Here is a 19,086-nt window from a genome sequence, read left to right as displayed (position 1 = left end):
TGTGTTTGAGTTTATAGAAATCTGGTACAACCGTAAAAGAAAACACTCATATCTAGGGTATAAAACCCCCGAACAATATGGGAAAATTAATTGTTCAATATGCGCTTAACTTTTTGTCCGGTTTTTTGTTGTAAGTCCATCCCTTTTCATCAAACCTATAAGGTTTTTAAAACCTTATAGGTTTATATCACCCAACCGTATCCAGTAGAAAAAAGAGATCGTTAAAATAATATCAATGGCGCACGATTATATTGCGTAACTGTTTAGATTCTTCACTGCGATCAGAATGACAAGGAAGAGCAGGTTGTAACCTTTGTCATCTTGAGTGTAGCGCCTGCCTGTCCATGGCAGACAGGAAAGATCTCATTTTTTGCTAAGCTTTCCTTTCTCCTGAGAAATTACGAAAGCCGCTTGTGAATACCGTCATACCTGCGTAGGCAGGTATCCCATAGAGAAGGAATATGATTTCCTTATTCCTTAACAGCGAATTTGAGTTTTACATCCAATATGATGGAAAGAGCATATTGCCCCGTATTCCCCAAAAATAAGTATCATCTTACAAACTGAATAAATATTGAAATCATTAGTTTTACAGAAGGTCTTTCTAAATTAGAATAGTATGAAAACGGAAACAATAAAATTAGGTCTAATTGATCGTTTAATGAAAATTCAGGAAGTATCAACATTGCAAAGAATGGAGCAACTAATTATCCAGGCAGAGGTGGAGTCACGAGCAGAAGAATCGCTTAAAGCGATAGAGGAGGGGGATGTTTTGTCAATGGATGAATTTAGAAAAGAGAACAAGCAATGGATCAAGAAAAAGTATTCAAAATAGAAATTACTCGACCAGCAAAGAACCGTTATCATGAAATCGTCTTGCCTTACATTTACGATAACTTTAGCTTTAAACGGGCAATTGAAGTTGATGAAAATATTTTCACAACAGTGGGAACATTAGATAAAAAACCAAGTAGAGGAAGAAAAGAGAAATACCTGGAAGAATTAAAAGAGACTTTCAGATTTATACTTCACCGAGAAACCAAGCACTTTGAACTCAAAATCATCTACCATATTAATGAAGACAAATCCATTGTATATGTGACAGATTTTTTTCCCACAAAGATGAATTCTCAAAGAATAACCGAAAACAACTAGATACAATACTTCGCCACTCTAGTCCCAAATTGCACAAAAAAGAAAAACTGGTTCAATGCGTCTCGCCTGCCTACGAAGGCCGCTTGTGAATACCGTCATACCTGCGTAGGCAGTATCCCCATAGAGAAAGAATATGATTTCCTTATTCCTTAACAGCGAATTTGAGTTTTACATCCAATATGATGGAAAGAGCGTATTGCCCCGTATTCCCCAAAATAAGTATCATACAGTAAACTGAATAAATATTGAAATCGTTAACTTTGGGAAAAGACTTTAAGAATTATGGGCACAGCACAATTAAGAGAAGAACTACACGAATATGTAAAACAGGGGGATAAAAAGCTTCTGCACATGATGCAAGCTATGGCCAAAGCATATTTTGAAGAAGACTATACTTTGCCGGGAAAACCTATGAGTGTGCAAACTTTTAAAGATAGAGTTAAGGAGGCCAAATCTAATATAAAAGCCGGAAATTTCACTACTCAGGAAGACCTTGAGAAGGAAATGGAACAATGGTAAAAAAGAAACTCAAGATCATCTGGGATGATGATGCTAAATATGCCTTAAAAAGTATCTACAATTAGACATTATCACGGTTGATTTATTATGGAGAATTTTGCTCTTAAAAAAACCGCCAATTCATTGCTAATTTTGGAGAAAAAAATCTTGTAATCTCTCTATGCACAATCAACCGTGATAATGTCTATTATATCAAAAAAAAAGAGAATCTCTTGGCGGGGCAAGAAAAGTCCGGAATGAAATAACTAAATCAGCCAAGAACCTGAATATTTTTCCTGAAAAGTTTGCTGAAGACCCTTATCTAAAAAATGAACCCGGGAATTATCGGTTCAAGGTAATCTGGAGTTATAAAATCATTTATGAAGTTACCCCGGAAGCTGTGATGATACTGGATGTTTTTCATACCAGCAGAGATCCGGGAAATATTAGTTTCTAAAAAGGATGAAACCACTGTCCTTGGCATTTTTTTTATTGAGGTTTCTGCCTCCGCAGAAATGACGAAGGCCGCTTGTGAGTGCGTCATACCTGCGGAGGAAGTATCCCATAGATAAGGAATATGATTTCCTTATTCCTTAAACAGCGAATTTGAGTTATGCATCCAATACGATGGATAGAGCGTATTGCCCCGTATTCCCCAAATAAGTATCATCTTACAAACTGAGTAAACAACCACCGTCTTTGACGGTGGTTAACTGAGAATAAATACAGGAAGAAAGGATATCCTTGACACTTCCAAACCGGGAGTCAAAAGAAACGTATTTAAACCCACCTTCATTTAATAGAAACCCTGTCATAAGTTAATTCAAACATCCTCCCACTTTCGTATAGATATTTTGAAAATGGATAAAAAGACTATCATAATCTTTACTTTCAATAAATTTATTATCAAACAGAGTACTTCCCATACCTACACCAACAGCACCTGCTTTGAAAAATGCCTCAATATTGTCGATGGAAACACCACCGGTTGGCAGGAGTTTTATTTGGTTTAGAGGCCCTAATACATCCTTGACATAACCCGGTCCCAGTTGTGTAGCTGGGAATACTTTTACAGCTGAAGCACCTGATTTCCAGGCATTGTAAATTTCCAGTGGTGTAAATGCACCGGGAAATATCGGCACATTGCTTTCACGACAAACCTGCATCACCTCATTGTCCATAATTGGCGTAACGATAAAAGACGCACCTGCACCAAGTGCCTTTTCTAAATCATCGATGTTGCAAACTGTACCGGCACCAATATTTAAATCCGGATGGTTTTTAGACAAGTGAGTTATAACCTCTTCAGCATTACTTGAATTCATGGTAATCTCCAAAGTGGTAAAACCAGCCTTTTTATACAAAGGAACGATGGCTTCTATGTTTTCATTAGAGAAATTTCTCATAATACCTACTACAGGCATTTTGCTAAACAAATCCTCCTTGTAATTCACACCCATATCAATTTCTTTTAAAGTAAATCCTTAATTATTTTCCATTGACCTTTAACCACAGAAGCATCTACTTTATCTTTCGATACTATCTGAGTTTTGTGCAATACTAACTTCCCCATTGCCCTGTGGTACAATTCAAACAAATTACCCCCAGCGCACAATTTGATGGTGTCATGATTGGTGTTTTTCAACGTAATCAATTCATTACCAATCAGCAAACCACTTAAGAAATAATAGTTTTCTGTTTCTGACCTACTCCCAAATAAATTATAAGCTCTGATTTTAAACAATTCATTGAGCAATGAATGTCCTTCAGTGGAAGACGAAACACCTTCATCAAATGCCAGTCCTTCCTTTTCTCCGAACTCTCCATGATTCAAAGAATTTTTCAAAATGGTATATTCCGATATCACCTGGAACATTTCTCCGGTCATAAATGTATGAAAATCCGTGACCACTCCTTTGTCACATATCACATGTTTACTGTGTGTTCCCGGCATAACAAACACGGTATTGAACTCTAAATCTGTCTCATTTGTAAGACCAACAATTTGCACCTCTTCCCCTCTGACAACATCAGAGTCTGACCTTACTCCCGAGATTAATTTTACCTGAAATGGGAAATTTGGGTTCGTGATTTCTTCAATATACAAAGTACTTCCATCTGTATTGAATGGCAAACCAGCATAAGGCAACTCCCTCATTCCTATACTGGATGATGCCATTCCCGATACAACAACTGTTGTGCTCTTGTCTAACTCAACTTTGAATTGATCAATTTGAGATTTTAAAAAGTCAAGGAAATAATCTTCTCGGTCACCACCCTGTTCCTTCCAAAGATTATATGTACTTTTTATTCCCTGCGGTAATACAATTTCTTCTATAATTTGAAGAGAAGGAAACCTCACCAATCGAACACGGACGTTTGATGTTCCCCAGTCCACACTTATGAAAAAGCCACCACCCATTTTTGTTCCTTATAAAAACAGCGACAAAAGGAATACAAGAAATGCCGCAAAAACGCCGATCACAAAAGTACCAAGCGTAAAAAGTTTGTAGCCCGTTTTGATGTCCATTCCTGTGAGCTGGGTCACCACCCAAAAGCCACTGTCATTAGCATGGGTCACCACGGCAGCTCCCGCTCCAATAGCAACTACAATTAATGCTTTTTGCATTTCACTTTCAAAACCTAAAGTTGCCAGCAATGGAGCCATGATAGAAGCTGTGGTAATCAAAGCAACTGTAGATGACCCTTGAGCAGTTTTGATGGCAGCACAGAGAAGAAACGGCAACCAAATACCCAAACTGGCACCCGAAAGCAGTTCGGTCATACTATCACCAATTCCTGAATTTTGAAGGATTTCGCCAAAAATTCCACCAGCTCCTGTGATCAACAATATAGTAGAAGCACTACCCATTGCCTTACCAACCCAGCCTGTAGCAGACAGGATCTCCATATCAAATTTTTTAGGCAGCAAAAATGCCAAGAGCATGCCGATGATCAGTGCAATGATAGGAGAACCTAGAAATTTAACCCCTTCTATCCAACCAGCATTCTGCTCTGAAGGAGTAATATTAAACTCTACTAAAGACTTGCCAACTATCAAAATAATTGGAATCAAAATGGGTAGAAAAGACTTCACCGCACTTGGGGCACTTTTGATTTTTTCTTCTATTTCCTCTTCAGAATATTCCGGATTGGGATCGATGTAAGTTTTAGCCGCAACAGTCTTTGAATATATAATAGCCACCACCAAAGTAACAGCACTTACTCCAAGGCCTAATAACATAACCAAACCTACATCAGCACCTAATATTCCTGCTGCTGCTATGGGACCGGGAGTAGGAGGAACCATTACATGTGTCAATGTCAATCCCAAAATCAAAGCAACACCAGTTCCTGCTATGGAAAGCCCTGCTTTTTTTGATAAGCTTTTATTCAAAGGACTTAAAATTATAAATCCACTATCCGCAAAAACAGGTACGGACACAATGTAACCGATTATGGCCATAGCTGCATGTACCCGCCTGCGTCCTATTATTTTCAAAACCACCTCAGCTAACTTAAATGCTCCTCCGGAATGCTCCAAAAAAGCTCCAATGATGACACCAAGTACTATTACAATTCCTATCTCAGCCAGTGTATTTCCAAAACCATTATTGATTGATGTAAGAATCAGGGCAAATGGCATACCGGATAAAAGAGCAAAAAACAAAGCAGAAAAAAGTAGGGCTAAAAATGGATGCACACTGAATTTTGCTGTCATTAAAATAATGAGTACCACGCTGAGCAGTAGTAATAGTATATTCATCGTATTATGGTTGTTTGAAAATCATTTATATCAGTGAGAATGCCTTAAAACTTCTGATCCGGATTTACCAACCAAGAAATCTAAATCTGCTCCCAGATGAGACTGTTCTACAGTTTTGATATATAAGTTGACATACCCACGATCATATTTAGATTCAGGTGCTTTCCAGTTGTCTCTTCTTTTCTTTAGTTCCTCATCGGATACCTTCAGCTCCATTCTGCGATTTGGTACATCCAATTCGATGATATCTCCTGTCTTCACCAAAGCCAACGTACCACCTATTGCAGACTCAGGAGAAACATGCAACACCACTGTACCAAAAGCAGTTCCACTCATTCTGCCATCCGAAATCCTTACCATATCTTTCACTCCTTTTTTGATGAGTTTTACAGGTAAACTTACATTGCCTACTTCAGCCATACCAGGATACCCCACAGGGCCAACACCCTGCAAAACGATGACACTATTTTCATCAATATCAAGTTCAGGATCGTCAATCCGAGCATGGCAATCTTCGATCGATTCAAACACAACGGCCTTTCCGCTATGCACCATCAAATCCGGAGAAGCCGCTGACGGCTTGATCACAGCACCATTTTCGCAGAGATTTCCATACAATACAGCAATGCCCGCCTCTTCCTGAAAAGGATCTACCACAGTAGAAATCACTTCCCTGTTATAGCACTCTGCATCAAGGTTGTTTTCACCTATTGCATTTCCATTTACGGTGATTGCTTCGTTATGAATTTTATCTTTCAATTCTCTTATGACAGCAGGCAATCCACCAGCATAAAAGAAATCCTCCATCAAAAACTTACCAGATGGCATCAGATTGACCAATAATGGAATATGACTCCCCAATTTATCAAAGTCTTGCAATTCCAAATCAACTCCTATCCTACCGGCTATCGCCTGAAGATGTATGATAAAATTAGTTGACCCACCAACTGCCGCATTCACTACTATGGCATTTTCAAACGCTTTGCGTGTAAGTATCTTGGAAAGAGTCAAATCTTCTTTTACCATCTGCACAATTCTCCTACCTGAGAGTTGTGCCAATAACTTTTTCCTGGAATCTACTGCAGGAATGGCCGCAGCACCCGGAAGGGTGAGCCCCAAAGCCTCTGCCATACAAGCCATAGTAGAAGCTGTACCCATAGTCATACAGTGCCCTGCACTTCTGGAATTACATACTTCAGCCTCAGAAAGATCCTTTTTAGTGAAATTCTCATTGCTCATTTTCTCCTTTATCTTCCAGGCAAAAGTACCCGAACCAATCAATTCACCTTTGTAACGACCATTCAGCATAGGGCCTCCAGGTACTACGATAGTAGGCAAATCGACACTACATGCTCCCATTATTGTGGAGGGTGTGGTTTTGTCACAACCTGTAAGTAACACCACGCCATCTAGGGGATTGGCACGAATACTTTCTTCAGTATCCATGCTGGCAAGGTTTCTAAAGAGCATGGCCGTAGGTCGCATGAGCGTTTCTCCCATAGAAGTAACAGGGAATTCAAAAGGAACTCCCCCTGCTTCCAATACTCCACGCTTTACCATGTCGGCAAAATCTCTGAGGTGGGCATTGCAAGGGGTCAACTCCGACCATGTGTTGCATATCCCAATCACAGGTCTTCCTGTGAAATAATCGTCGGGACAACCCTGATTTCTCAACCACGACCTATTGATAAAACCCAATTTTTCGTCAGCCGGGGCGAACCAACTGTGACTTCTCAATTCCTTATTCGAATTCTCTTTATCCATGCTCTATAGTAGGCTATTGTAAATTTGTATTGTTTTTCTTTAAAAAATCCATTAGTGCCAAATGATTTTTTTCTGTTTTCAGCAAGCTCTGTTTCATCTGGTAGTAAGCCTCTCTGCTGTCCTTCTGCTCAATAGCTTCATAAATACCCTTGTGAAATTTAACGGTAGCATCTCTCCTGTCTGAATCAGATATGGGGCCATCTTTGCCATATACTGTTTTATTGTGTTTTGGAATCAAATTAAAAATAGGTTCCATAATTATCTTAACAACCGGATTAGCTGCCGAATCTGTTACCAAAGAATGAAATTCCCTGTCCAATTCAGTTTCCAATTCCACGTTTTCCAAAGGACATGCTATCAGTTTATCCAGACTGATTTTTAAATCATGAAGATTGGAATCCGTACGTCGCATGGCAGCCTGAGCTGCAATTTCAGGCTCGAAATACTGTCGGGCTTTAATAGTATTATACACCAAATCTTTATCCTGAGACATTTCAAAATAAAAATTGAGCATATCTATGGCACCTTTTGTACTCAATTGGGTTACATAAATACCACTGCCTTTTTTTATATCAACAAGCCCTTTTGAGTTAAGGCTTTTCAGAGCTTCACGAACCACCGTGCGACTTGCAGAGAACTTTGCGCAATATTCATTTTCAGTGGGCAATTTCTGTCCTGCTGAATATTCTCTACTCCTTATAGAACGCTCTATTTCCTGTTCTATTCGTAGATTAAGAGGTCGCATGTTGACTTGATTTTCGGACAATTGATAATGTCATTTGGCAGTTATCATACAAGTATAGGAAATAAATATTTGTATGACAAATACCATAATATATTTACATTAAAAGAAAATACACTCATGATAAACTCTACAAATAGTAATTGTGTATGACAAATATAGAATTTAAATATGTGCAATTTATTATCCCCATTACCATTTTCCAGAATGCAATTATTTTAATCCTATTTCAAAAAGTTAACTTTCAATACTCACATTCTCATACATTGCTGTTATCTTTCAAACCCAATGGATTAATTGTTTGTACAAATACATTTTCCAATAAACTATAAAAATTGAATTTAAGAATGAGACCAAAAGTATTTCTCACCCGGGAGCTCCCCCCAAAGGTTATGGAACGATTGCGACAGGAAACAGAATTGGAAATGAACACTGAAGACAGAGTTCTTTCCAAGGAAGAAATTATCAAAGCAGTGAAAGGAAAAGATGCGTTACTGTGCTTACTTACTGATACTATTGATACTGATGTAATGGATGCCAACCCCTACCTTAGGATAATTGCGAATTATGCTGTAGGATTCAACAATATAGATGTAGATGCAGCAACTCAAAGACGAATTCCAGTTTCTAATACTCCTGGTGTGCTCACTGAAACTTCGGCTGACCTGGCATTTACTTTAATGACCACCCTAACGAGGAGGATAGTGGAAGCCGATAAATTTGTGCGTACAGGAAAGTGGAAAGGTTGGGGACCACTGCAATACCTTGGAACAGATATTTATGGTGCTACTCTAGGAATCGTAGGCCTTGGACGAATAGGCAGGGCAATCGCCAAAAGGGCACAAGGATTTGACATGAATATTGTCTATTGGAACAGAACAAAGCTCTCTGAAAGCGAGGAAAAAGAATTGGGACTGACCTATCTGTCCTTTGATGGACTCCTGTCAAAAGCGGACTTTGTCTCCCTCAATGTGGCTTACAATCAAGACACCTTTCACCTTATAAGTAAAAGAGAATTTGAACTCATGAAGGAAAGTGCCTACCTCATAAATACAGCCAGAGGACCAGTAGTAGACGAAAATGCACTTGTAAATGCTTTGAAAGAAAAGCGAATTATGGGAGCTGGTTTAGATGTATTTGAAGAAGAACCGGAAATTCATCCGGAATTATTAAGAATGGAAAATACGGTATTACTTCCACATATTGCCAGTGCAACCATAGCCACACGCACTAAAATGGGCATGATAGCTGTTGACAATTTACTTGCCGCTTGCAATGGAAAAAAAATCCCAAACCTTATAAATATAGAAACAATGAATTAACCCAGACATTCAAAATTCAAATACTATCAACTCTATTCACTAAATCGCAAATCCAATGTCAATTTCTGTTTTGGCCTTGTTGGCTATAGTACCCATCTTAGCAGCAGCAATTATGTTAGTAGGCTTTAGAATGCCAGCTAAAACCGCTATGCCGATTTCATTAATCCTCACTATTGTCATAGCCTACTTTGGCTGGCGATTGCCCTTTATTCATATTTTGGCTTCATCAATCCAGGGTATGTTCATCACTTTTGACATTCTATATATCATTTTTGGAGCTATCCTTTTACTCAATTTGCTCAAGCATTCTAAAGCTATAGGTGTAATCAGAAAAGGGTTTACTGATATCAGTTCAGACCGACGGATACAAGTGGTAATTATTACCTGGCTTTTTGGGTCTTTTATAGAAGGTGCCGCCGGGTTTGGTACGCCTGCAGCTGTAGTTGCTCCCCTCCTAATTGGCTTGGGATTTCCTACATTCTGTGCAGTAATGCTTGGTATGATGGTTCAAAGTACAGCGGTAACATTTGGTGCAGTGGGCACTCCTATCCTTGTTGGAGTAAGAGGTGGTTTGCAAAGCCCTGAATTAAATGCTAGTCTGGCTGAAGCTGGCGTAAGTTTTACGGATTATATACAGTTGGTTACTACAAATGCAGCAGTGCTTCATGGTATTACCGGCACACTAATGCCAACACTTATGGTTTGCATGATGACGCGATTCTTTGGAAAAAATAAATCCTGGAAAGAAGGATTGGCCGTGTTTCCCTTTACCCTTTTTGGTGGATTGGCATTCACCATCCCATATACTCTGACCGGAATTACCTTAGGGCCTGAGTTTCCTACTTTACTGGGCTCTTTAATCGGTATCACTATCGTAATCGTTGCTGCTAAAAAAGGATTTCTTATCCCAAAAGAGACCTGGGACTTTCCCGATAGAAAATCATGGGCGAAAGAATGGATAGGCAAATTGGAAATACAGACAACCAACAACGATGATCTTCCTAAAATATCATTAATAAAAGCCTGCTCTCCCTATCTGTTTCTCGCCGGGCTTCTGGTATTGAGTCGCCTTACCCAACTTCCATTTAAAGGCTGGTTGACCAGCGTAAAAATCAATTGGACAGAAATATTTGGCACCACTATATCAGCTTCCAGTGTACCACTCTACTTACCTGGCTCAATTTTATTAGTAGTGGCGGCCATTACCATATTTCTACACAAAATGAAAATGGAAGACATTAAAAATGCCCTTTCCGAAAGCTCAAACATGATCATTGGTGCTGGCTTTGTATTGATATTTACTGTGCCAATGGTAAGGATATATATCAATTCCGGAACAAACTCCGGTGACTTACCAGGTATGCCAATTGCTATGGCTGAATGGGTTGCGGGAACTGTCGGAAGCATCTACCCTTTATTTGCTCCTGCCATTGGTGCACTTGGTGCCTTTATAGCCGGCAGCAATACTGTAAGTAACTTAATGTTTTCTCTTTTTCAATTTGGTGTGGCGGAAAAACTAATCATGCCCACCTCTATGATAGTAGCTCTTCAGGCTGTAGGTGCTGCTGCAGGAAACATGATAGCTATACACAACATTGTGGCAGCATCAGCCACAGTTGGTTTTCTGGGAAATGAAGGTTTGGTCTTGAAAAAAACCATTCTACCAACTATTTATTATCTGGTAGTTGTTGGTTTATTGGGACTTGCAGCCATAAACCTGCTGCACTTTACCGGGATATAATTAGAGTCTGTCTATAAAGTACGATCCACGCTTTACTAAAGCTGTTAAAACAGTGTAGCTTTAAGAATCCTGAAAGGCTTCTCAAAGCACATTATAGACAGACTCTAATTAGAATTTCCTGACTGGCCTTACCCTATGGCTACCATATTTTGAACTTACAAACTGAAAGCCCATCCCAAAAGTCTGAACCCAGGCGTTACCATCTCCCGTACCGGTGGAACTCCAATATCCTGTTCTTTTCAGCTTAAGTTTTCCTTTCTTTTTAAGCTTATATATAGCATTAAGTTCTCCTTTGGAAGGTAAGTACCAATCCGTGTATCCACTCTGTCTGGATTTATAGCAAACATCAGCAGCTGTCACTCCTTTTGTACATGTTGCTATTATATCTTTTGTGTTTTGTTCGCCAGAACCAATGGCCGTTCCTCTTGACCCACTGATGTATGTTTCCAGACATCCCCAAACCATACGAGCCTTATCTTTAAGTTTTTCATCTCTGGGGGCACATATAATCCCGTGCTCTCCAGTTGGATCCAAATAAATAATTATACCACCATGAGCCTCATCGCCTATGGCATACTTTCTTCCTTGATTCAGTTTTGCATCTTGCGACCCGTTTGACGCTGAGTAAATACTTCCATTGAAAACAAAAAAAATGGATAAGATTAAATGTGCCAATTATGTATTGATTTAGATTTTGTGAATACGAATTCTACATAGCTGTTAATCCTGATCAATAAATTCTAAAACCTTTTTCTTTAAAACTATTTATCAAAACGTTATTAACGGCGAATTTAATAATTATTCATAAAGTACTTGTTGAATAATCAGAATTAATACACAGCAATATTCACCTAATGAACAAACTCTTTATTTTTACTGTCACTCTTTATTGACCATCTGAACAGGATTGATATATACTTCAGCAAATTTCAAACCAAGCTCTAAAACAACTTTTCACCAAAATAATCCATCTGTGAAAAAATGTTAAAACAAGTCACAACCTTTGCCCTTATAAAGGGCTTATATATATTTGTTTCCATTCATAAAAAAATATACCTGACATGGTTTGGAGTGGGTCGTTAGGAACTCTGGAATTCATTTTTATTTTATTATTTGGGCTTTTTTACATGGCTTACATTATAAAGTCTGTCAAAGCAGCTAAAGCTTTAGGCTCTAAATACGGAAAAGTTTTTTACAAAATATTTCTCCGGTCTGCCTATTTCATTCTGTTTCTTGTAGCATTACTTGGCCCGTCTTTCGGAGATACTACGAAAGAAATTCAATCTATTGGTAAAGATATCTTTATTGCAGTTGACCTGTCAGAGTCTATGAATGCTTTTGACATTCAACCCACCCGGCTAGAAAAATTAAAATTTGAACTCAAAAATATATGTGATGCCTTCTCATCGGATCGCATTGGTTTGATTATGTTTTCTAATGAGGCTTACATGCAATGTCCGCTTACTTATGACAAAAGTGCCCTTAATATTTTTATCGAAACATTAAATACAGGATTGGTTCCTAATACAGGTACTGACTTTGGCCCTCCACTCAAAATGGCTCTGGAGAAACTTTCTGATGAAGAAAATTCTGTCACCAGACAAAAATCTAAAATCATCATATTGATCAGTGATGGGGAAGATTTTGGAGAACAAACAGAAGAAGTAGCCAAAGAAATTGAAAGCTCAGGAATAAAGCTTTTCACCTTAGGAATTGGTACAGACAAGGGCAGTAAGATCATGACACAACGAGGGTTTAAAAAAGACAATACCCAAAAAGATGTCGTTACAAAATTGAATCCTGCATCATTAAAAAACCTAGCCAATACAAGTGGGGGGAAATATTTTGAAATTAATGCCTCGCAAAATGATGTAGCTCGTTTAATCAATACTATTGACGATATAGAAGGAGAATTAAGAGACAGTCAAAAAGTGGATGTATCAGCCAATAAATACTACTATTTTCTTGCTCTTGCCCTGCTTCTTATGATGATGGACTTACTTATCAGAGTAAAAACAATGGCTATATGATGCTTCTACTTAACATATTACTTCTGGTATTTGGAGACGTGGATTCCAAAGGAATATCAGAAATCAATGGTCTGAAAAAACAGGCTCAGGAGGCATATCAGGCTGGTAGTTATCAAAAATCTGCCGAAACATATTCCTATCTGGTTGATTCATTGAATATAGCAGATGAAAATGCTATCATGAATCTGGCCAATTCCTATTATAAATTGGAGGATACCGAAAATGCTCTGTCAACTTATCAAAGACTGGGAGATTCAAAAAACAATGAACTGAAATCTCAGGCGTATCAGCAAATGGGCGTTTTGTCTAAAGATCCCAAAACATTAGAAAAAGCACTTGCCTTTTTTAAAGAATCTATAAAATCTGACCCTAGTAATAATGACGCAAGGTATAATTATGAACTGGTAAAGAAAAAACTACAAGAACAGGAGAAACAAGACGAAAACCAGCAAGATCAGGACAAGCAAGACAAAGATCAAAACGAAGATCAGGAAAAGCAGGAGAATAAAGACAGTCAAAATCAGGAAAAGTCAGAAAATCAGGACAAAAACCAAGAGCAACAAGATCAAAATAAGGAACAACAAAACGAAGAGAATAAAGAACAAGACCAACAAGACCAAGAGTCGAAAGAAGAGCAAAAAAGTAAGGAAGAGCAAAAGCAGCAACAAAAAGAAGGTGAAGAAGGGAAAGAAAACGAAGATCAAAAGAAACAACAGCAGGAAGGCGAAGAACAAGAAAATAATGAAGATCAGGAGCAAAAAAGCCCTCAACAAAGCACAGCAGACAAGCTCGAAGAAATGAATATTTCGGAAGAAAAAGCAAAGATGATATTGGAAGCCCTAAAAAACAGCGAAATTCAATACATTCAACAAAACAGACGAAAGCCTACAAAAAGAAAAGATTCCAACAAACCTGATTGGTAGATAGTGTAAACAGAGGATCATCAACTCTAAAACCTAAATTAAGAATCCCATTATTCTTACTAACAAAAAATCACCTGAGATATTGATCAAAAGTGAAATATTGGAAATGATCAAAGTCAGCACCGATTATTATTAACTCTACGGATATTGTTTTTTGTGTTTCTTATAAAACCCACCCCTATCCCCTCCAAGGAGGGGAATTTGATCCTGCAAACATCTGAATTTATCATATTTAAAAATCCGTCGGGTTAATAGTCTTACTTTTCACCCAAAAGCGTACACGAAATATAAGCGAAATAATATTCCGCTATTTCCTGCACACTTCATTGTCGTAGTTTATTTCCAGTCTTTGTACAAATTGATCAGACCATTGGTGGAACTGTCATGGCTTTCAATTGTATTGTCAGATTTCAATTCAGGAAGAATTTTACCCGCCAGTTGCTTGCCCAATTCTACTCCCCATTGATCAAAACTGAATACATTCCAGATAATGCCCTGCACAAATATCTTGTGCTCATACATTGCAATCAAAGAACCCAAATTGTATGGAGTAAGCTTTTTGATTAAAATAGAATTGGTAGGTTGATTTCCTTCAAACACTTTGAATGGAAGCAGGTCATCAATATCTTCTTCTGACATTCCTGACTTCAATAATTCATTAAGCACTTCGTCTTCCATTTTGCCTTTCATCAAAGCTTCCGTCTGAGCAAAAAAATTGGCCAACAATTTCTCATGATGATCGCCCATAGGGTTTTGGCTTTGTGCACAGGCAATAAAATCCGACGGAATCAGCTTCGTTCCCTGGTGTATCAACTGGTAAAATGCATGCTGCCCATTAGTACCGGGCTCTCCCCAAATCACCGGCCCGGTTTGAATGGCAATTGGTTCACCATTTCGATCAACAAATTTTCCATTGCTTTCCATATCTCCCTGCTGTAAATAACTGGCAAAACGGTGTAAATACTGATCGTAAGGTAGAATGGCATGAGATTCTGCTCCAAAGAAATTATTGTACCAGATGCCAAGTAATGCTGCCAAAACCGGAAGGTTTTTATCAAAATCAGTTTCTCTGAAATGCTTGTCCATAGCTTCTGCTCCATCGAGCAAGCTTCGGAAATTGTCAAACCCAATAGCACATGCAATAGACATTCCTATTGATGACCATAAGGAATACCTTCCACCAACCCAATCCCAAAATTCGAACATATTGCCTGCATCTATTCCGAAAGCTTCAACTGATTTTTTGTTGGTAGAAAGCGCAATGAAATGCTTACTAACTGCAGCTTCATCTTTGGCTTTCTCCAAAAACCAGGACTTGGCTGACTCAGCATTGGTCATGGTTTCCTGCGTGGTGAAAGTTTTGGATGCGATGATAAACAAAGACTCCTCTGCATTTATTTTCTTCAACACCTGAAAAAGGTGTGAACCATCTACATTGGAAACGAAATAAGAATTGATCCCTTCCTTCTGATAAGGTTTTAAAGCCTCGGTAACCATGTATGGGCCCAAATCGGAACCACCAATACCAATGTTTATAATATTTCTGATTGGCTTTCCTGTAAACCCTTTCAGCTCACCAGCATGAAGCTTGTCAGTGAAGGTTTTCATTTTACTCAATTCCTTTTGAATTAATGGTCTTATGTTCTCGCCATCTACCATTAAAGGTTCTTTGCTGCTACTCCTAAGGGCTGTATGCAGCACAGCCCTTCCTTCTGTTTCATTGATCTTTTCTCCAGCAAACATGGCTTCAATGGCACTTTTTAGTTTACACTCCTGCGCCAAGTTCACCAATAACTTGACTGTTTCATCATTTATAATGTTTTTTGAGTAATCAAAAAGAAAATCTTTCCATTGAATAGAAAAATCATTGAATCTATCAGGGCTAGATTCAAACATATCAGCCATGGCCTCTTGTGAAATTTTATCCTGATGCTTTTCAAGAGCACTCCATGCCTTGGTTTCTGCCGGGTTTATTTTAGGTAACATATTACTTTTCTTTATTTATCAATTGGTTCACAAAGTTCAGGTCTATTTCGCTCAAACTATTTACAATTAAATCTGCCTGGGAAAGGTCTTGATTTCCTGAGTTCAAATTTCTTAGTGCTATGCAAAACATTCCTGCGGCTTTTGCAGCCTCCACTCCATGTTTTGCATCTTCTATCACCAAACAATTTTCAGGTTTGATGTCAATCACTTTAGCCGCCTTAAAGAAGATTTCCGGATTGGGCTTGGTATTCTCAACATCCTGCCCACTCACTGAACCTTTGAAAAAAGATCCAATTTCAAATCTGCTGATTACGGTTTCGATATTTTTACGAATGGCGGAAGAAGCCACTACCATAGGGATTTGTTGATTCTGAATATTCTCCAAAAGACCTATCAGCCCATCTATGGGTTCGATATCACCCTTTTCCAACTCTTGCATGTAATCTGCATTGTCGAGCAGAGCAAGCACTTCAAAGCCCTGAGGCAAATTTCTCTCTTCGCACAGTGTTTTCCATAAATCTCTGGTAGTCTGACCTACAAACCGGGCATGATCTTCAAACTCAAATGGCTGGTTGAAATTGGCAAGAATCGCTTTTTCCACTTTGTAGTGAATGGGCTCACTATCCATGATCACACCGTCCATATCAAAAATCACACCTTCTATCATAGCCACTTAGATTAAGAGCGCAATTTATGGAAGATATTCAGAAATTTAAAGGTTATGTGGGTTAATAAACTGTGAAGCGGACTAATCTTTTAGAAGTTAATTAGCAGCAATTTTAGGAATACTCAACAAGACATTTATTCTTCTTTTGTCATAAACTTCTTATTAAAAAAGTAAGCTGCAACCCAAAAAGCCACTGCTATCAATGAATACTCCATAGCGTACAACTGTGATCTGAGGCTAATCCAAAGCGATCCAAGGGCGCAGGCAAACAAAACCCAATATATTATCTTAACTATTTTTTCTCTTTCCAACTTATTATTCTTTTGCTTTCCCTATCAAATTCAGATAGTCATTCATTTTGTCATTGGGCACCAACACCGCCAAATTGTATTGCTCAATCTTCCATCCTTTACCATCATTCACCAATACACCAGAACCCCTGCAAGGTCCCATCCAGGTATCCAACTGTTCATCAAACCAGGCACATTTCAGCCCTTTATCAACAGTCAGCTTTCTTTCAGAAGGTATAAACTTCCAGGTACGTTTGTGTTCAAAAGCGTCTTTAGCAAATGCCATAAACTCCGCTTTCGTCCATCTTTCACTTGCATCGGTTCCCAAAAACCGGCTAGTCTCCGTCATGCTTCCAAAGTACTTTTCCGCATCTGCATCCGTTGCTGCCTGATGCCATTCGTCAAGAAGTTTTACTATCTCCTTTCTGGCATCCAATATTGGTATTTGCGCTTCAGACAATAAAGGGAAAAAAAGTAAAAAAACAACGGTTAGGATTTTCATAACACTAGGAATTGGTAGTTATCAAAAATAACGAAAATGAATCAAGTTACAATACTGCACTCTGTGTTGAGTCCTGTTAACACCCCTGTTTTATATCAAAGACGATTACTCCCACTCAATAGTAGCGGGAGGCTTGGAGCTAATGTCATAAACCACCCTGTTTACTCCTTTTACCCTGTTGATAATATTGGAAGACACATCGCTCAAAAAATCATAAGGCAGGTGACACCAATCGGCCGTCATTCCATCCAAACTGGAAACCGCACGAAGGGCTACAACACTTTCATAAGTACGTTCATCTCCCATTACTCCGACTGACTGCACTGGCAACAACATAGCACCTGCCTGCCACACCTCATCGTACAATCCGGCTTCTTTCAGTCCATTGATAAAAAGATGATCTACTTCCTGAAGTACCCGTACTTTTTCAGCCGTAATATCTCCCAAAATTCTAATTCCTAAACCAGGACCAGGAAATGGATGTCTCCCAAGAATTTTATCATCAATCCCCAAAGCTTTACCTACTCTCCTTACCTCATCTTTAAAAAGAGTGTTCAAAGGTTCTACCACCTTCAATTTCATTTTCTCTGGCAAACCACCCACGTTGTGGTGTGACTTTATAGTAACAGATGGACCATTGACAGATACAGATTCGATCACATCAGGATAAATGGTGCCCTGCCCCAACCACTTTACATTTTCTATTCTATGTGCCTCTTGATCAAATATCTCTATAAATGTTTTGCCGATTGCTTTTCTTTTTTCCTCAGGGTCACTCAATCCTTCAAGTGCTTTGTAAAATTCAGCGGAAGCTTCCACTCCTTTTACATTTAGTCCCATCCCTTTGTATGACTCCAACACATCATTGAATTCATTCTTTCTCAACAAACCATTATCTACAAAAATGCAATGCAATCTCTCTCCTATGGCTTTGTGTATCAAAAAAGCTGCTACGGATGAATCCACCCCACCTGACAATCCGAGCACTACCTTGTCTCTGCCTATTAGTTCTTTTAATGCCTCAACAGTGGACTCTATAAAAATATCCGGTGTCCAGTCTTGCAAGCAGTGACAAATGTGCACAACAAAATTTCTAAGAAGAATTTTCCCTTGTTCTGTATGTGTAACTTCAGGGTGAAACTGAATGCCCCAGACAGGATGCGACTGGCTATGAAAAGCTGCTACATTTACAGAATCCGTACTGGCTATGATTTCATAGTCTTCAGGAATATCCAAAATTGTATCCCCATGAGACATCCATACCTGGGATCCTATATTAATTTCCTTAAGCAATTCATTTTTTGAATCAACCCTTGCGAGCTTGGCCCGGCCATATTCTCTTATTTCTGAAGGTAAAATTTCACCTCCCGATTTATGAGCCAGAAGTTGAGCACCATAACAAATACCCAAAATTGGTGCTTTTCCTATTATTTCACCCAAATTGATATCAGGATTATCTTCCTGTCTCACTGAACAAGGGCTGCCGGACAATATGATACCTTTTACAGTACCATCAATTTCAGGGATTTTGCTAAAAGGATGGATTTCACAATATACATTTAGCTCTCTTACACGCCTGGCTATCAGTTGTGTATATTGTGAGCCAAAGTCAAGAATGATGATTTTTTCTGCCATCCGCAAAACTACTATTGTGGTTCGATTTATGAATATTAATTTGGGGATAATTTCACAAAAAGGAT

17 protein-coding genes and 1 pseudogene are annotated in these 19,086 nt (G+C 38.6%); 8 read left to right on the top strand and 10 right to left on the bottom strand.

Going from position 1 to position 19,086, the window contains the following annotated elements; all coding sequences use genetic code 11:
- The first annotated feature begins 619 nt into the window (after positions 1-619).
- The 4 genes and pseudogenes from AAOP42_RS16130 to AAOP42_RS23800 all read left to right on the top strand — a co-directional run.
- The gene (locus AAOP42_RS16130) at positions 620-835 is read left to right on the top strand and encodes a hypothetical protein (RefSeq protein WP_349529574.1); all 216 of its coding nucleotides are present in this window, start codon (positions 620-622) and stop codon (positions 833-835) included.
- Complete coding sequence (locus AAOP42_RS16125; protein WP_349529573.1) at positions 808-1,155, top strand: type II toxin-antitoxin system RelE/ParE family toxin; 348 nt, start codon at positions 808-810, stop codon at positions 1,153-1,155. Before AAOP42_RS16130 ends, AAOP42_RS16125 begins: the two co-directional genes overlap by 28 nt.
- A 282-nt stretch (positions 1,156-1,437) precedes the next feature.
- The gene (locus AAOP42_RS16120) at positions 1,438-1,674 is read left to right on the top strand and encodes a hypothetical protein (protein WP_349529572.1); all 237 of its coding nucleotides are present in this window, start codon (positions 1,438-1,440) and stop codon (positions 1,672-1,674) included.
- A 217-nt stretch (positions 1,675-1,891) separates the two neighbouring features.
- Positions 1,892-2,110, top strand: a pseudogene (locus AAOP42_RS23800) (type II toxin-antitoxin system RelE/ParE family toxin); the annotation flags it as partial.
- A 361-nt stretch (positions 2,111-2,471) separates the two neighbouring features.
- Here the strand turns inward: AAOP42_RS23800 and AAOP42_RS16115 are convergent.
- Genes AAOP42_RS16115 through AAOP42_RS16095 form a run of 5 tightly spaced genes read right to left on the bottom strand, consistent with a single transcriptional unit; the run spans position 2,472 to position 7,928 of the window.
- Positions 2,472-3,113: a bifunctional 4-hydroxy-2-oxoglutarate aldolase/2-dehydro-3-deoxy-phosphogluconate aldolase gene (locus AAOP42_RS16115; protein ID WP_349529571.1), complete on the bottom strand. Its 642-nt coding sequence runs from the start codon at positions 3,111-3,113 to the stop codon at positions 2,472-2,474.
- 11 nt (positions 3,114-3,124) lie between these two features.
- Entirely contained in the window at positions 3,125-4,075 is a 951-nt protein-coding gene (locus AAOP42_RS16110) for a 2-dehydro-3-deoxygalactonokinase (protein WP_349529570.1), read from the bottom strand.
- A gap of 9 nt (positions 4,076-4,084) precedes the next feature.
- Complete coding sequence (locus AAOP42_RS16105) at positions 4,085-5,419, bottom strand: GntP family permease (RefSeq protein ID WP_349529569.1); 1,335 nt, start codon at positions 5,417-5,419, stop codon at positions 4,085-4,087.
- A 30-nt stretch (positions 5,420-5,449) separates the two neighbouring features.
- Positions 5,450-7,183: an IlvD/Edd family dehydratase gene (locus tag AAOP42_RS16100; RefSeq protein ID WP_349529568.1), complete on the bottom strand. Its 1,734-nt coding sequence runs from the start codon at positions 7,181-7,183 to the stop codon at positions 5,450-5,452.
- A 13-nt stretch (positions 7,184-7,196) separates the two neighbouring features.
- Positions 7,197-7,928, bottom strand: coding sequence for a FadR/GntR family transcriptional regulator (locus AAOP42_RS16095; RefSeq protein WP_349529567.1), 732 nt, complete (start codon positions 7,926-7,928; stop codon positions 7,197-7,199).
- Positions 7,929-8,272: 344 nt separating this feature from the next.
- On the opposite strand from AAOP42_RS16095, the gene AAOP42_RS16090 reads away from it, so the two are divergent.
- Positions 8,273-9,247 (top strand): 2-hydroxyacid dehydrogenase, encoded by a 975-nt coding sequence (locus AAOP42_RS16090; protein WP_349529566.1) that lies wholly within the window; start codon positions 8,273-8,275, stop codon positions 9,245-9,247.
- A 55-nt stretch (positions 9,248-9,302) separates the two neighbouring features.
- Entirely contained in the window at positions 9,303-10,988 is a 1,686-nt protein-coding gene (locus AAOP42_RS16085) for an L-lactate permease (protein WP_349529565.1), read from the top strand.
- A gap of 108 nt (positions 10,989-11,096) precedes the next feature.
- Here AAOP42_RS16085 and AAOP42_RS16080 read toward each other — a convergent pair whose 3' ends face one another.
- Positions 11,097-11,663: an Lcl domain-containing protein gene (locus AAOP42_RS16080; protein WP_349529564.1), complete on the bottom strand. Its 567-nt coding sequence runs from the start codon at positions 11,661-11,663 to the stop codon at positions 11,097-11,099.
- A 452-nt stretch (positions 11,664-12,115) separates the two neighbouring features.
- Between AAOP42_RS16080 and AAOP42_RS16075 the strand changes: the two genes are divergently transcribed.
- Positions 12,116-13,018, top strand: a complete 903-nt coding sequence (locus AAOP42_RS16075; protein WP_349529563.1) for a vWA domain-containing protein — start codon at positions 12,116-12,118, stop codon at positions 13,016-13,018.
- Positions 13,015-13,941 carry a tetratricopeptide repeat protein gene (locus tag AAOP42_RS16070; protein ID WP_349529562.1) on the top strand — a complete coding sequence of 309 codons (927 nt, stop codon included), beginning with the start codon at positions 13,015-13,017 and terminating at the stop codon, positions 13,939-13,941. Before AAOP42_RS16075 ends, AAOP42_RS16070 begins: the two co-directional genes overlap by 4 nt.
- Before the next feature lie 336 nt (positions 13,942-14,277).
- On the opposite strand, the gene pgi is transcribed toward AAOP42_RS16070, so the two are convergent.
- The 4 genes from pgi to guaA form a co-directional block, all read right to left on the bottom strand.
- Positions 14,278-15,927, bottom strand: a complete 1,650-nt coding sequence (pgi, locus tag AAOP42_RS16065; protein WP_349529561.1) for a glucose-6-phosphate isomerase — start codon at positions 15,925-15,927, stop codon at positions 14,278-14,280.
- Position 15,928: 1 nt separating this feature from the next.
- On the bottom strand, positions 15,929-16,594 hold the full coding sequence (locus AAOP42_RS16060; protein WP_349529560.1) for an HAD family hydrolase: 666 nt from the start codon (positions 16,592-16,594) through the stop codon (positions 15,929-15,931).
- Between the two features lie 315 nt (positions 16,595-16,909).
- Positions 16,910-17,386: a nuclear transport factor 2 family protein gene (locus AAOP42_RS16055; RefSeq protein WP_349529559.1), complete on the bottom strand. Its 477-nt coding sequence runs from the start codon at positions 17,384-17,386 to the stop codon at positions 16,910-16,912.
- 105 nt (positions 17,387-17,491) lie between these two features.
- Complete coding sequence (guaA, locus tag AAOP42_RS16050; RefSeq protein ID WP_349529558.1) at positions 17,492-19,021, bottom strand: glutamine-hydrolyzing GMP synthase; 1,530 nt, start codon at positions 19,019-19,021, stop codon at positions 17,492-17,494.
- Positions 19,022-19,086 lie beyond the last annotated feature (65 nt).

The sequence above is a fragment of the Reichenbachiella sp. MALMAid0571 genome (assembly GCF_040151475.1).
Taxonomy (GTDB): Bacteria; Bacteroidota; Bacteroidia; order Cytophagales; family Cyclobacteriaceae; genus CAXBNB01.
The sequence above is the reverse complement of the archived record's forward strand: the minus strand, read 5'-3'. Positions and strand labels throughout refer to the sequence as shown.

Bases quoted from the DNA above. Each gene is read 5' to 3' on its own strand.
- AAOP42_RS16130 (WP_349529574.1), top strand. From the start codon at position 620: ATGAAAACGGAAACAATAAAATTAGGTCTAATTGATCGTTTAATGAAA.
- AAOP42_RS16125 (WP_349529573.1), top strand. From the start codon at position 808: ATGGATCAAGAAAAAGTATTCAAAATAGAAATTACTCGACCAGCAAAG.
- AAOP42_RS16120 (WP_349529572.1), top strand. From the start codon at position 1,438: ATGGGCACAGCACAATTAAGAGAAGAACTACACGAATATGTAAAACAG.
- AAOP42_RS16115 (WP_349529571.1), bottom strand. From the start codon at position 3,113: ATGGGTGTGAATTACAAGGAGGATTTGTTTAGCAAAATGCCTGTAGTA.
- AAOP42_RS16110 (WP_349529570.1), bottom strand. From the start codon at position 4,075: ATGGGTGGTGGCTTTTTCATAAGTGTGGACTGGGGAACATCAAACGTC.
- AAOP42_RS16105 (WP_349529569.1), bottom strand. From the start codon at position 5,419: ATGAATATACTATTACTACTGCTCAGCGTGGTACTCATTATTTTAATG.
- AAOP42_RS16100 (WP_349529568.1), bottom strand. From the start codon at position 7,183: ATGGATAAAGAGAATTCGAATAAGGAATTGAGAAGTCACAGTTGGTTC.
- AAOP42_RS16095 (WP_349529567.1), bottom strand. From the start codon at position 7,928: ATGCGACCTCTTAATCTACGAATAGAACAGGAAATAGAGCGTTCTATA.
- AAOP42_RS16090 (WP_349529566.1), top strand. From the start codon at position 8,273: ATGAGACCAAAAGTATTTCTCACCCGGGAGCTCCCCCCAAAGGTTATG.
- AAOP42_RS16085 (WP_349529565.1), top strand. From the start codon at position 9,303: ATGTCAATTTCTGTTTTGGCCTTGTTGGCTATAGTACCCATCTTAGCA.
- AAOP42_RS16075 (WP_349529563.1), top strand. From the start codon at position 12,116: ATGGCTTACATTATAAAGTCTGTCAAAGCAGCTAAAGCTTTAGGCTCT.
- AAOP42_RS16070 (WP_349529562.1), top strand. From the start codon at position 13,015: ATGATGCTTCTACTTAACATATTACTTCTGGTATTTGGAGACGTGGAT.
- pgi (WP_349529561.1), bottom strand. From the start codon at position 15,927: ATGTTACCTAAAATAAACCCGGCAGAAACCAAGGCATGGAGTGCTCTT.
- AAOP42_RS16060 (WP_349529560.1), bottom strand. From the start codon at position 16,594: ATGATAGAAGGTGTGATTTTTGATATGGACGGTGTGATCATGGATAGT.
- AAOP42_RS16055 (WP_349529559.1), bottom strand. From the start codon at position 17,386: ATGAAAATCCTAACCGTTGTTTTTTTACTTTTTTTCCCTTTATTGTCT.
- guaA (WP_349529558.1), bottom strand. From the start codon at position 19,021: ATGGCAGAAAAAATCATCATTCTTGACTTTGGCTCACAATATACACAA.